This window comes from Pseudarthrobacter sp. As-47, from assembly GCF_058215595.1.
The window spans coordinates 3,853,732-3,866,626 of record NZ_CM177088.1; the positions used below are offsets into that span (position 1 = coordinate 3,853,732).

Below are 12,895 nucleotides of genomic sequence, written 5' to 3' on the forward strand. Positions count from 1 at the left end.
ATAAATTGCAGTTACTGCAATTTATCGACAGGAGAAAGACATGTCAGGCTTCTCAAGGCGACCAGAATGACCTCCCCGCTGGTCATCGACGCCAGGAACATCAGCAAGAGTTACGGCAAAGGATCCAGCACGTTCCACGCCCTCAAGGGCGTCACGCTGCAGGTGGCGCCAGGGGAAAGCGTAGCCATCGTCGGGAAGAGCGGGTCCGGCAAGTCCACCCTGATGCACATCATCGCACTACTGGACACGCCGGATTCCGGCAGCCTCTCCTTCAACGGCCGCGACGCCCTGGCGCTGCCGCCGAAGAAGGCCAGCGAGCTCCGCAACACGGAGTTCGGGTTCGTTTTCCAGCAGTTCTTCCTGACGCCGGGGACCAGCGTCATGGACAACGTGACCCTTCCACTGAAGATCGCAGGGGTGTCCCCCCGGGCACGCAGGGAACGCGCCCTGGCCGTGCTGCGGCAGTTCGAACTCGAGGACAAGGCCGCAAGCAACGCCAATGACCTCTCGGGAGGACAGAAGCAACGGGTGGTGATCAGCCGAGCCCTCATCAACGAGCCAACGGTCATCTTTGCCGATGAACCAACCGGCAACCTGGACAGCGCAACGGGAGCAATCGTTGAAGACACCCTCTTCCAATTGAACCGGGACCGCGGCATTACCCTGGTCATCGTCACCCACGACGAGGATCTCGCCGCCCGCTGCGACCGCCAGGTCTTCATCCGCGATGGCGTGGTTGTTCCCTCCGGGGCGGGAGTGGCTGCCGCATGAAAGCCGCCGACCTGGTGGGGTCCGCTGCCCGCAACACCCTGCGCAGCAAGCTCCGCACCACGCTGACAGTGCTGGCCCTGTTCATCGGCGCGTTCACCCTGACGCTGACGACGGCGGTGGGTGCGGGAGTCACGGACTACGTCACCAAACAGGTGGCTTCGCTGGGAGCCGATGACGTTTTCATCGTCACCAGGACCGCCGAGGATACAACCGAAGGTCCGCGCGCGTATGACCCGAAGACATCCAGTGCATCGTCCGCAACGGGTGGCCCCGCCCTGCCCGGGGCCGGACAAAGCGACCCGATGACGGAGGCTGACCTTGCAAAACTCGCAGGGATAAGCGGCATTTCCCGGTTTGACCCTGTCCAGGCGGTGGCTGTTGACTTTGTGCAGTACAACGGCGGCGGGCAATTCGAGCTCAGCGTCAATCCCACATCCTCGATCACCCGGGCAGACCTCCTCGCCGGCGCCCAGCTTTCCGAGTCCTCCGGGACGCGCGAACTGGTCCTTCCCGCCGACTACGTGGACGCGCTCGGATTCGCCGATGCCCAGGACGCCGTCGGCGCGGTGGTCCAACTGGGCATCACGGACGTGCTCGGTGCGCGGCACCAGGTGGACGGCACCGTCGTCGGAATCTCCCAGGAGAGCCTGCTGTCCTCCGGCGGCGGGGCCAACCCTGCCATGGTGTCAGCTCTGGCTGAGGCGCAAAGCGCCGGCATCGACACCGGCCCCGCCCGGTACCCCCTCGCCGTCGCCTACTTTGATCCGGCCCTTTCAAGCGCACAGGTAAGCGACCTCCAGGACAGTGTGGCGGCTGCCGGTTTTGGGGCCCAGACCATCCAGGACCAGCTGGGCGTCATCAAAACGGTCATTGACGGGATCATCGGCGTCCTCAACGCCTTCGCCATCGTCGCCTTGGTGGCCGCGGCCTTCGGCATTGTCAACACGCTGCTGATGAGCGTGCAGGAACGCACCCGTGAAATCGGGCTCATGAAAGCCATGGGCATGCGGGCCGGCAAAATCTTCGCCCTCTTCAGCCTCGAAGCTGCCTTCATCGGCTTCCTCGGCAGCCTGATCGGGGTCGCGGCGGCGGTGCTGGCCGGCAGCGCGCTGAACGCGGCGCTGTCCGCGGGACCGCTGTCTTCCCTGCCCGGGCTGAACATCCTCCTGTTCGAGCCGGGCGCCATCATGGGCATTATGCTGCTCATCATGGCTATTGCCTTCATCTCCGGGACCCTGCCGGCGAGCAGGGCAGCCAGGAAGAATCCCATCGACTCCCTTCGCTACGAATGAGAGGCAGGAACCACGCATGACAGACCAGCGGGAACCCGGTCTGCGCCAGCGCAAGCAGGCCGCGACGGCGCTCACCATTGAGCGGAGCGCCGTGGCCCTGGTCCAGGAGCACGGCTTCCAGGCCGTCACAGTGGACATGATCTGCGCTGCCAGCGGTGTCTCACAGCGGACGTTCTTCAACTACTTCAAGACAAAGGACCAGGCGATCCTCGGGGCCGAACCCGGCAGGCTGGATGAACGGCGCGTACGGGAGTTCCTGGCCTCGGACTCACCGGATCTGCTGGCTGGAATCCTGGACCTCCTGGCGACCCTCGCTCCCGTGGGCACCGAGGACAGGGCCCTGGCAGCAGACCGGATGGGCATTATCAGCCGCACCCCGGCCTTGATGCAGAAGGAGATTGTACGGCTTTCCGACGTGTACGAGGAGCTCAAGGAGGTCCTCTATCTCCGGCTGCGCCGCTCCGCGCCTGCAAACGAACCTTCGGAGGAGACGCGGACCCAGAGCGCCTTGATAGCCCACCTCATTCCGGGAATACTCCGGTTCACCCTGGAACAGCAGAACAGCAGCAACCCGGGGCACCCGCATGCCGGGACGGAACAGCTCCTCGCCGGGGCGCTCCAGAAGCTGCTCCCCGCTGCTCCGGCAGGGGAAACTGCTGCCACATGAGGCGGAGCCCCCGCGCGAGTCTGGCTCCAGCGCGGGGGCTCCCTGGTGCTTCCGTGTTGGGGAATAACGTGGAAACAGATAGAAACTTACAGCCGCCTAGAGTCCCGAAAGTCCATTTCGCAGGGTTGCCGCAAATCTTGATTAAACATTGAGCAGGGCCCGTACAAGCAGTGCTGCCAGACGCAGCACCGTGCACAAGCAGCGGTGATTAAGCGCTTGCTTCAGGCCCTAATCGGCTTCGGCATCCGTGGCGTCCGGATCCACTTCGGGTTCAAACGTGTTGGGTTCGGCATCCGCGCCGATCCCCACGCCGTCATCCTTGCCGGGAACACCGCCGTCGCCCTTCCCCTGCGCAGTGGCCGTACCCTCCTGCGGATCATCCTCAGGCAGTGAATCTGGTGAGTTGACAGTCATCGCTCCTCCTTCATTGGCCGGTCCTTCACGCTAACAGCCCCCGGCAGGAAAGGCGCGGATACAGCCCAGGAATTTAAGGCCGACGGCGGACGGGCGCCGCCGCGCGGAGGATGATCTCCAGGCCCGCCGGACTTCCGGGCCAGTGCCGCTCAAGCACCCCGGGACCCGCCCGTTTGAGCACCGAACGAAGCACCAGCGCCACGATCACGGCGTCATCCGCATAGCCGATCACCGGAACAAAGTCCGGCACCAGGTCGATGGGGAGGAGCAGGTAGGCGAGCAGCAGCACCAGCCGCACCCGGACACCGGCGGCCAGTGTCCGGTCAGCGGCCAGCCTCCGGACCAGCCGGAGCAGGTCCGGGAGCAGGCGCAGCGCGTCCTTCATGGAGACGGTCTCGGGGTGGCGCCGCGCATAGATCCACAGGAGCACAAGGAGCACCGCGTACGCCAGCAGCAGGCCGGCCGCAATTCCGGCGACGGTTTCCCAGGTCATTTCCGCCTCTTTCACAGGGCCGGTGGTGGACGCCGGCTTCTGACTGAGGGTACGCCACGGAACGCTCCTGCTACGGCGTCATCCGGTAGCCCACGCCGCGGACGGTCTCCACCCAGCGGGGATTCTGGGAGCTGTCGCCCAGGCGCTTGCGCAGGTTGCCCACATGCACCTCGACGGCGCGTTCTTCCCCCGCGGTGACAAAGGAGCCTGTGTTGTACGGCTCGTTGCGGAGCCGCCGCACCAGGTCCGCCTTGGTCTGGACGGTCCGCCCGTTCTCCATCAGGACCAGGAGGATGTCGAACTGGGTGCGCGTCAGGTCCACGGGTTCCCCATTGATCGACGCCTGGCGGGACGCCTCATAGAGGGTCAGTCCCCGGTGGGCGAAATCGCAGCAGCCCGGCGCCGGAGGCGAACCGGGTTCACCCTCCGTACCCGCGTGCGGCCCGTGAGGGTCAGCGTGCTGGGCTTGCGGCGGTGAGTGCCGATCGCCCCTTCGTGGCGGAAGCGCCCGCTCCGCCGGCGCCTCCCGCAGGGTCCGCGGCCGCCGGAGCATGGCCGCAATCCGGGCACGCAGTTCACGCGGGCGGAAGGGTTTGGTGAGATAGTCGTCCGCGCCGGCCTCGAACCCCATCAGGGTGTCGGCCTCGTCCACCCTGCCGCTGACGATGATGAGGTAGGCGTCGCTGAACGTCCGGATCCGCCGGGACGCCTCAATGCCGTCAAAGTCCGGAAGGCCAACATCCATGGTGACAATGTCCGGGTTGTGTGCACGGACGGCATCCACGCCCGCAACGCCCGAGGATGTTGAATGGACGGCGAACCCCGACTGCTGCAGCACTTCCGTCAGCGTTGTCCTGATGTCGTCGTCGTCTTCCACCACCACGGCAACACCGCGCTCCACCATGCACTCCCCCAAGCTTCACTTCATGTTGCGCCCAGGTTTCCCTCAAGCACATTCAAGGAACATTCGGAGAAACGGGCAATATGGATTGCTTTTATTATTCCGCACCTTGGGACGGGTATGAGCCTAGCCCAGTAATTGCAAGTGAGCTTATGTGCTTCGTCCAAATTGAGCAGTTCTTGAGCTTTGGCAAATATTGCGTATTTTCTGAGATTTGCCTCACTAAAAATTAAGTCTGTTGAGCTATTGCCTTCTGCAGAGTTCCTGGCTGAAGATCAACGTGTGCTCCTCAGGGGCGCAATTGCTCGCTGGGAGCAACCGAAAAGGGGCGTTTCATGGCTGATTTTCGTTTTTTTGTCTCACATCCCACGCGCCGGACGAAACCGCTGGCACTGCTGGCAGCGGCCGCCGTCGCAATGCTTACCTGCGTGCCGCCCGCCCAGGCAGCGGACACCACGCCCATGGATCCCAATCCGGGGCCCGCAGGCAACTTCGCCTGGAAGGGTTTCAACTGGGAGAAGCGGTTCTGGGGCGGCGCCCCGCAATACAACAAGGCCTTCGCAGCCGCCAACGTCAGCAACCCGGACGCTAACGGCCACATCACCATGAACCTGACCAATCCCACCGGTGAAGCCCCTGTGGGAGCCGAGTTCCAGTCCACGCGGAAAGGGTTCGGGTACGGGACCTACAGCACCACCGTGGAAAAGAACCTGCAAACGCTGCAGAAAGAGGTGGTGTGGGGCTGCCTGTTCACCTACGATCCCCTCGCCGAACCGGGCTATAACGAAATCGACCTTTGCGAGGCCTCCGCCTGGGGCGGCGGCGCCGCGTACGGGCAATCCTGGCCGGTGACCCAGGGCCACGGCTACTGGTTTGATGCCACCAAGCCTCCCGGCGAGGGCAACAACACCACGGTCTTCGACGTCACGCCGGACCCGATCACCACCCACCGGATGGTGTGGGAGCCGGGGAAGATCACGTTCGAAACCTTCGCCGGCGAAGGATTCGCCGGGAGCCTGCTAAAGCGCACCGTCCTGGAAGGGGCCACCGTCCCGGTGCCGGCCCAGGAGCAGATCCACTTCAACCTCTGGGTCACCGGGGGCGGCGGCGGGGATCCTGCCCGTGTAAAACCGGAAAGCGTGGTGATCAGGGATTTCTCCTTCGTCGCCGCTTCCGGCCCAGCGCCCGCGGAACCCGTCTCGGCCATCAAGCTGAGCGCCGCCACCACCAAGGCAAAGTCGGTCAGCACCACTACCCTTGCGTGGACGGGGGCCACCGGCACCAGCGTCACCCTGTGGATCAACGGGACATCGAAGACCGTGGCCAACACGGGCTCCTACGTCAACAAAATCAAGGGTGGCAAAACCACGTCCTACAAAGTGTGCGATGCCGCGGGGTGCTCCAACGTGGTCAGCGTGGTGACCTGACCCGCCTGGAGTGCCTGGAAACCTGGCATGCCGGCGGTTGTGCCCGGCATGGGAAACGCAGGGCGCCCGTGAGGACGCCCTGCGTTTCACCGGGGCTGGGCCCAGGGACAGCCTTTGGCTTAGGCCTTGGTCCCGCGGACCGGGACGATCCTCTTGATGGCCAGGCCCAGCGCAAGGAGCGCAAAGGCCGCGAGGGCGAACCAGAACACGTCCCCCGCGCCGGTCATGGCGAGGGTTCCGGAACCGGCTCCGGCTGCTGCGGGAACTGCTGGATTGTTATACATGGTTCTTACCAGGCTTTCTTTTTGTTAAAGGCTGCGTCTGTGTACGCCTTCGCGTGAACCAGTTGCAGGAAAAGGTCGATCACCAGCTCGTACATGGTGGCGGCCGCGAGCATGTATCTCCATCCCCGGAGCCGCACCGTCACCACCCGTTCGATCACGAAGACGCCGGTCACGGCAAGCCAGAACGGCTGGATGTGCAGCCCTGCTCCCGTGCCCAGTGCAACCGCCACCGTGCTGAGGTAGCCGAGCGTCACCAGGACACCGGCCACCGAAAGAAACTGCCTCCCCCAGTAGGGCCGGGTGACCCGCGTCCAGCCGTACTGAACGCAGTTCTCCACCGCCCCGCGCTTCCACCGCAGGCGCTGCGCCCAGAGCTCCCGCCAGGTGGGCATGACCTCTGTCACCAGGGTGCAGTCGGCGGGGGATTTGATCCGGTACTTCAGCGTCAGCAGGGCAAAGGACAACTCGTTGTCCTCGGTCAGGACCGACGTGTCGTAGACGCCGCCCCTGCCGTTGCCGGGAGGGAGCGTGCCATCCAGCCTGGCCGCTGACACGTCACGGAGCGTCCGGACCCGGAACAGTGCGGCCGTGCCGGTGACCACCAGGCATTTGCCGTGCAGCCGCCGCACGTCCCTGGCGTACCGGGCGTATTCATTCCTCTGCAGGTGGCCAACGAACCCGCCACCCTCGCCGCCCCGGAACACACCGCCCACGGCGCCAAGCCGCGAATCAGCCGTGAGGTGCCTCACCGAGCGCTCAATGAAGTCCGGCGAGAGCTGCGAATCGGCGTCCTGCACCAGGACCATGTCCTCGGGTGCAGCCTCCGGCAGCAGTTCAGCGAGCACGAAGTTGAGGGCACCGGCCTTCTTGTCCGTATTTCCAACGGTTGATACCACCTCGGCGCCTGCCGCCAGGGAAATAGCTTCCGTTTTATCGGTGCAATTGTCTGCAACCACAATTACCCGGTCCGGGGTTATTGTCTGGTTTTGGAGGGACAAGAGCGTCTGCACGGATTCCGGCGGCCTCATTGTGGGCCGGGATGATGACCGTGATCACAGGGGTGCCCCTGCCAAAAGCTCAAGCATGAATGATGTCTGCAATTGCGACGCCGCGCACATTTTTCCCCGCTGAAACCATTTGAAGTTCTATTGGCTTTGAGTGTTTCAACGCGAACTCAAATCACTTGCACAGAAGAAGCAACGAAACTACAAGCTTCAATCAAGACGGCCGCACGCACCTCAAGGCCGGGATGCTGCGGCCTTGAGGCTCAGGAGAGGCGCCGGGGCCTCCCATCCCAGTAAGCGCGCGGCCTCGAGGGGCAACAAGAAGAACCAGAAGCGCACAGAATCCGCACAAAATCTCTTGACTACTCACGGAATGCACTGTTACAAATTATGTAACGTCCGTTCTGAAACGATACAAAACCCTTGTCCTCATCAAATAAGATGACCGTGCCCCTTGCTGCCCCCACATCCAATAACCCAGGCTCTTCACCCACCCATGCCGGGTCGGCCAGGAAATCCCTGGCTGCCGGCCTCGCCGCAGCAGCCCTGCTGGGTGGGGCCGGCATGGTTGCCACCACGCCGGCCGCCTACGCCGAACCCAGCAACTACCGCTTCGACTTCGGGAGCGGGCCCGTGGAGCACGGGTACACCGGAGTCAGCGCCGCAGACGCCTACAGCCCCGAAGCCAGGTATGGCTTCAACACCCCTGAGCACATGGCCAACGTTTCCGCCAAGGGCACCGGGGCCGGGAGCGATGCCGTACGCTTCCTCCAGTTCGGGACCAAGAGCGCCAACACATTCAACGTGGACCTGAAGGAAGGCCTCTACAGGGTCACTGTCACGCTGGGCGACACCTCCCGGGCCAGCATCGCGGCCGAAGGCGTGTTCCAGGAAATGAACCTAACCGGAAACGGCGCCACGGCCTCCTTTGAGATTCCGGTGACGGACGGCCAGCTGAACCTGCTGGTTACGGAGGGCAAGGTTGGCACGGCCTTTACCCTGAGCTCGCTGGAGATCGACAAGGTCTCACGCCACCCGGAGATGGACCCCACCATCTGGGTGGGCGGCGACTACCCGCTGCACAACAGCATCCAGGGAGGCTGGGGCCAGATGCTGCCCCAGTACGTGGACCCGGCCGCGTTCGACATCCGGAACATGGCCACCGGCGGACAGATTGCCCGGGGCTTCCGCAATGACGGGCAGCTCGCAGCCATCCTCCAGTACATCAAGCCAGGAGACCTGTTCCTGCTGGAAATGGGCATCAACGACACGGCAGCCAAGAACGCCACCACGGAGGCGGAGTTCAAGGAGATCATGCGTGACATGGTCCGCCAGGTGGCTGCCACCGGTGCTACGCCGGTGCTGGTCACCCCGCAGGGCCGCGCCACGGACTTCGTGGACGGGGTACACACCTCGATCAACCGCTGGTACCGCAACTCAACGGTTGCCCTGGCGGAGGAGGAAGGCGTGCACCTGGTTGACCTGAACGTCCTGGCGTCCGCCTACTTCACGAAGATTGGCCCGGAAGCCACCCTGGCGCTGTTCATGACGGGAGACACCCTGCACCCCAACCGGGCCGGCGCCTCAGAACTGGCGCGGCTGGTGGCAGAGGACCTTTACCGCCAGGGCCTCTAGGGCAGAGTTGCTGGACCAGGACCGCCGAGCAGGATCTCTAGACAGGGTTTCCTGCATCACGTTCCCTGGACCCAGGGGTTCCTGGATCCAGTTTCCTAGATCCAGTCAGCGGAGAAGTCCTGCGGCGGCCACCATCGGGTCCGCGCCTGGACGTGGAACCTGCGGCCGGTGACTTCCGTGGGATTGATCCGGATCAGGTGCTCCTTGAGGCCGGATTCCCACGGTTCACGGTCCGGATCGGCCAGTTCAAGGGGCACGTTGCCGTCTGCCACGGGCTCGGGTATCCCTTTGACCACCACGCTCCACACTTCCGTGCTGTACGCGTTGAGCCCGTCTGTTTCCAGGGCCACGAGGGTTCCTGCAAGCAGGGAGTACAGCTTGGTGCCGGGGGCGGTCCTGAAATACAGGGCCCCTTCCGCGGGTACAAAGTTCACGGGGAAAATTTCCGGGGTGGTTCCGTTAATGACTGCCAGCCTGCCGATGTAGGAGGAACGAAGGTACTTCCAGCATTCCTCCTCGGGCAGGATTTCAGTTTTGGGTCCCGAGGGTGAGTTCTCCATGGCCCGAAGTCTAGGCCTCCGTGAACCGGCGGGAGTAGGGTCTTCCTTCCCGTGCGCTCAAGCCCGCTCAGCCTGCCTGCCCGGGCGGACGGATGATCCGGCGCCGGGTGGCGGCCGCGATGGCTGCCGTCCTGTTGTCCACGCCGAGCTTCCCGTAGATGTGGACCAGGTGCGTTTTGACCGTGGCTTCCGAGATGAACACCTGTTTGGCGATGGCGCGGTTGGACAGCCCGGTGGCCAGCAGTTCGAGCAGCTGGACCTCCCGCGGGGTGAGTGAGGTGCCCGGGTTGGTGACGCGTTTCATGAGCAAAGCGGCGGCCCGCGGTGCCAGGACTGTTTCCCCCGCGGCCGCAGCGAACACGGCCTGCCTGATCTGCTCCGGCGGGGCGTCTTTGAGCATGTAGCCGCTGGCGCCGGCCTCTACGGCGGAGAGGATATCGGCGTCGGTGTCGTAGGTGGTCAGGATGAGGACGGGCGGGGGCGCAGCCAGCTTCCGGATCGCGGCGGTGGCGGCTACCCCGTCCATGCCCGCGCCCATCTGCAGGTCCATCAGCACCACGTCCACGCCTTCGCCCAGCATCGCCAGGCGCGAGAGTTCCTTCAGGGCGGCTTTCCCGTCCGCGGCCTCCGCGGCGATGGAGATGCCGTCAAACTCGGTGAGCATGGCCTTCAGCCCGGCGCGGACCACCGGATGGTCGTCCACCAGCAGGACGCGCACGTCAGTCACCGGCGTCTCCCCCGGCAGGGTCGAGCGGCAGGCGGATGGCCACCACGGTCCCCTCTCCCGGGGCGGTCTCCAGCTCCAGGGAACCGCTGAGGGCCTCTACCCTTTCCCGCAGTGAACGGAGGCCGAATCCGCTGCCGTCCGCGCCGCCGTCGTGCCCTGCCCTGGCTGTTCCCGCCCCAGCGCTTCCTGCCCCGGCAGCCCCTGCCCCGGCGGCGAGGTCAGGGTCAAAGCCCACGCCGTCGTCGTAAATGTCCATGGTGACTTCCGTGCCAAGGAAGGTGAGCGTGACCACGGCGTTGCCTGCGCTGGCGTGGTCGCGGACGTTCGCGAGGCTCGCCTGGGCCGCGCGGAGCAGCGCCACCTGGTGCGGTTGCGGCAGTTCGGCCGGCTCCCCGTCCACCTCCAGCCGGCAGCGGAGCGCCGCTCCCCCGGCCGCTGCGCTCCGTCCGGTCTCTTCGCAGAGCCGGCGCAGGGCCTCCACCAGCGTGGTGTCGTGCAGCTGGGGGGAGGAGAGGCCGCGGACAAAGCTCCGGGCTTCGGCCAGGTTGTCTGCAGCCGTCTGCTGCATCAGCGCCACCCGCGACCCTGCGGTTACCGGATCCCCGTGCGCCAGCGACTGCTCCGCAGCCCGTGCAAGCAGCACGATGCTGGAGAGGCCCTGCGCCAGGGTGTCGTGGATTTCCCGGGCCAGCCGCTCCCGTTCCGCCAGCACCCCGGCTTCATGCTGGGATGCCGCCAGTTCCTGGCGGGTGCGGCGCAGTTCATCCGCGGCCCGCCGCTGGTTCTCCGCCTCCCGGTACAGCGCAACATACGCAAGGCCGGTGATGACGGCGAAGGCGGCACCAAACAGCGGGCCGACGACGGCGGCCGCGTGCGGAACCGGGTCACCGCTGGCGGACCACTGGGAGGCGATGACCGCGGCTGTCATCAGTGCGATGGTCAGCAACGCGGCACGCCGCGGCAGCAGGTGCAGATGCAGGAAGAACAGGGGGAACGCCAGCCACGCAAAGTCGGCGCTCCCCACCAGCAGGAGGACCCACAGCGCTGTCACCGCCGCCAGCCACTGGAGGCCGTAGCGGCGGGGATTGAACCGGATCCGGCCCGCGGCGTGGCGGTGTTCCAGCACGGTCCCGGTGAGGTACACCGCCGCCAGGACCAGCGCCAGGCCCGACCACAGGAACGGGAAGGAGCCCCGGGGGCCGGGCGCCAGCAGCCGGACCACGCCCACCACCAGCAGGGCTGCGAACCCGGTGTGGAGCGTGACCCTCAGCACCCGCAGGATCGCTTCCGAGGACGCCGATTCCACTGCGCTCAGTGGGTCCCTGGGTGCGTGGGCGCCGGAGGAGCCAGTGCCTGCGGCGCCGGGTCTGCCGGGTCCGCCGGAAGTGTTCAGGGCAGGGATGGCGGACATGCCACCAGCTTATGCGCGCCCGGCCGGCGGAGGGTCAATCAAAAGGTTGACCCCGGGTTACACCTTTCCTCCGTGGCGGATCAACTGCCCGCCCGATGGACCGCGGGCGGGCGGACGGGACAGTGGATGGAGACCTTATCCACTGGAACCAACCGAGAGAAGAACAACGTGTTTCTGGCAATCCGCGACATCCGTTTCGCCAAGGGCCGGTTCGCCATGATGGGCGGCGTGGTAGCCCTGATTACCCTGCTCCTCGTGATGCTGTCCGGCCTGACTGCCGGTCTGGCTGAACAGTCGACCTCCGCCATCGGAAAGCTGGGGGCTGCCGCCGGCGCGCCCGTGGACACCGTGGTGTTCGGGGCCCCCGGCTCCAACGCCCCTAAAGCCTCCTTCACCGAAAGCACCGTGACGGCGGCCCAGGCGGAGAGCTGGCGGAACCGGCCGGGTGTCCGCGCTGCAGAGCCGGTGGGGATCACCCAGACCCGGGCCCAGGGTGCGGGCGCCGGCTCGGGCACCACCAATGTGGCCGTGTTCGGGGTGGCACCCGGCAGCGGGCTGGCGCCCGTGGACGTAGCCGCCGGCACCGCTGTGGTGGGCGCCTCCGTGGCTGAAGCCCTGACCCTTGAGCAGGGGGACGCCCTGAGCATCAGCGGGGTGGAACTTGCCGTGGCCGCGGTTGTTGAGGACCAGTGGTACGCCCATACGAGCGTTGTGTGGACGGCGCTTCCGGCCTGGTCCGGGCTGGCCCACGTGTCCGACGGCGGCCAGCTTGCCACCGTTATTGCCGTCACCTACCAGGACGGCGCGGAAGTGGATGAGGCCGCCGCGGATGCTGCGGCGAATACGGTCAGTGCCTCCCGGACGGATTCCTTCCAGGCGCTGGGCTCGTTCAAGAGCGAGAACGGCTCGCTGACCCTCATGCAGGCCTTCCTCTACGGCATCTCATCCCTGGTGATTGTGGCGTTCCTGACCGTGTGGACCATCCAGCGGACCCGCGACATTGCCGTCCTGAAGGCCATGGGGGCTCCGGGGGCGTACATCCTGCGCGATGCCATGACGCAGGCGGCGATCGTCCTGGTGGCCGGGGCCGGGCTGGGCGGGATTGCCGGCGTCGCGGCCGGGCTGCTTGCCGCCCAGGCGGCCCCCTTCCTCCTCAGCCCTGCCACCACGCTGCTTCCCGTCGTCGGGATTGTTGCCCTGGGGCTGGCCGGGGCAGCGCTGGCTGTCCGCCGCGTCACCAAGATCGATGCCCTGCTGGCCCTCGGCGGCAACTGACGCCCCCGCCTCCCCAAACTCCAATCCTGTGAAA

14 protein-coding genes are annotated in these 12,895 nt (G+C 65.6%); 6 read left to right on the forward strand and 8 right to left on the reverse strand.

Annotated features, from left to right (window positions below; genetic code table 11):
- Nucleotides 1–66 precede the first annotated feature (66 nt).
- The 3 genes from AC4BCK_RS17885 to AC4BCK_RS17895 are packed head-to-tail and all read left to right on the forward strand — an operon-like array spanning nucleotide 67 to nucleotide 2,730.
- Nucleotides 67–771: an ABC transporter ATP-binding protein gene (locus AC4BCK_RS17885; RefSeq protein ID WP_400591786.1), complete on the forward strand. Its 705-nt coding sequence runs from the start codon at nucleotides 67–69 to the stop codon at nucleotides 769–771.
- A complete protein-coding gene (locus AC4BCK_RS17890; RefSeq protein ID WP_490566295.1) occupies nucleotides 768–2,063 on the forward strand; it encodes an ABC transporter permease in 1,296 nt (431 codons plus the stop codon). Before AC4BCK_RS17885 ends, AC4BCK_RS17890 begins: the two co-directional genes overlap by 4 nt.
- Nucleotides 2,064–2,079: 16 nt before the next feature.
- Entirely contained in the window at nucleotides 2,080–2,730 is a 651-nt protein-coding gene (locus AC4BCK_RS17895) for a TetR/AcrR family transcriptional regulator (protein WP_400591782.1), read from the forward strand.
- 228 nt (nucleotides 2,731–2,958) lie between these two features.
- Here AC4BCK_RS17895 and AC4BCK_RS17900 read toward each other — a convergent pair whose 3' ends face one another.
- The 3 genes from AC4BCK_RS17900 to AC4BCK_RS17910 form a co-directional block, all read right to left on the reverse strand.
- Nucleotides 2,959–3,144: a hypothetical protein gene (locus AC4BCK_RS17900; protein WP_490566296.1), complete on the reverse strand. Its 186-nt coding sequence runs from the start codon at nucleotides 3,142–3,144 to the stop codon at nucleotides 2,959–2,961.
- A 73-nt stretch (nucleotides 3,145–3,217) separates the two neighbouring features.
- The gene (locus AC4BCK_RS17905) at nucleotides 3,218–3,637 is read right to left on the reverse strand and encodes a YkvA family protein (protein ID WP_251420477.1); all 420 of its coding nucleotides are present in this window, start codon (nucleotides 3,635–3,637) and stop codon (nucleotides 3,218–3,220) included.
- A gap of 70 nt (nucleotides 3,638–3,707) precedes the next feature.
- On the reverse strand, nucleotides 3,708–4,541 hold the full coding sequence (locus tag AC4BCK_RS17910) for a response regulator transcription factor (RefSeq protein WP_400591778.1): 834 nt from the start codon (nucleotides 4,539–4,541) through the stop codon (nucleotides 3,708–3,710).
- A 332-nt stretch (nucleotides 4,542–4,873) separates the two neighbouring features.
- Between AC4BCK_RS17910 and AC4BCK_RS17915 the strand changes: the two genes are divergently transcribed.
- Nucleotides 4,874–5,965, forward strand: coding sequence for a LamG domain-containing protein (locus AC4BCK_RS17915; RefSeq protein ID WP_363939382.1), 1,092 nt, complete (start codon nucleotides 4,874–4,876; stop codon nucleotides 5,963–5,965).
- Nucleotides 5,966–6,084: 119 nt separating this feature from the next.
- On the opposite strand, the gene AC4BCK_RS17920 is transcribed toward AC4BCK_RS17915, so the two are convergent.
- Nucleotides 6,085–6,249, reverse strand: a complete 165-nt coding sequence (locus AC4BCK_RS17920; protein WP_174175030.1) for a hypothetical protein — start codon at nucleotides 6,247–6,249, stop codon at nucleotides 6,085–6,087.
- Between the two features lie 5 nt (nucleotides 6,250–6,254).
- Complete coding sequence (locus tag AC4BCK_RS17925; RefSeq protein WP_400574610.1) at nucleotides 6,255–7,277, reverse strand: glycosyltransferase family 2 protein; 1,023 nt, start codon at nucleotides 7,275–7,277, stop codon at nucleotides 6,255–6,257.
- A 399-nt stretch (nucleotides 7,278–7,676) separates the two neighbouring features.
- Here AC4BCK_RS17925 and AC4BCK_RS17930 point away from each other — a divergent pair, with 399 nt between their 5' ends.
- Nucleotides 7,677–8,888, forward strand: a complete 1,212-nt coding sequence (locus tag AC4BCK_RS17930; protein WP_490566297.1) for a rhamnogalacturonan acetylesterase — start codon at nucleotides 7,677–7,679, stop codon at nucleotides 8,886–8,888.
- 95 nt (nucleotides 8,889–8,983) lie between these two features.
- Here the strand turns inward: AC4BCK_RS17930 and AC4BCK_RS17935 are convergent, their stop codons facing one another.
- The 3 genes from AC4BCK_RS17935 to AC4BCK_RS17945 form a co-directional block, all read right to left on the reverse strand.
- Nucleotides 8,984–9,448 carry a pyridoxamine 5'-phosphate oxidase family protein gene (locus tag AC4BCK_RS17935; RefSeq protein WP_174175034.1) on the reverse strand — a complete coding sequence of 155 codons (465 nt, stop codon included), beginning with the start codon at nucleotides 9,446–9,448 and terminating at the stop codon, nucleotides 8,984–8,986.
- Between the two features lie 67 nt (nucleotides 9,449–9,515).
- Nucleotides 9,516–10,175 carry a response regulator gene (locus tag AC4BCK_RS17940; RefSeq protein WP_400574605.1) on the reverse strand — a complete coding sequence of 220 codons (660 nt, stop codon included), beginning with the start codon at nucleotides 10,173–10,175 and terminating at the stop codon, nucleotides 9,516–9,518.
- Nucleotides 10,168–11,586: a sensor histidine kinase gene (locus AC4BCK_RS17945; protein WP_490566298.1), complete on the reverse strand. Its 1,419-nt coding sequence runs from the start codon at nucleotides 11,584–11,586 to the stop codon at nucleotides 10,168–10,170. Before AC4BCK_RS17945 ends, AC4BCK_RS17940 begins: the two co-directional genes overlap by 8 nt.
- A 168-nt stretch (nucleotides 11,587–11,754) precedes the next feature.
- On the opposite strand from AC4BCK_RS17945, the gene AC4BCK_RS17950 reads away from it, so the two are divergent.
- Nucleotides 11,755–12,861, forward strand: coding sequence for an FtsX-like permease family protein (locus tag AC4BCK_RS17950; protein ID WP_364321235.1), 1,107 nt, complete (start codon nucleotides 11,755–11,757; stop codon nucleotides 12,859–12,861).
- Nucleotides 12,862–12,895: the final 34 nt, after the last annotated feature.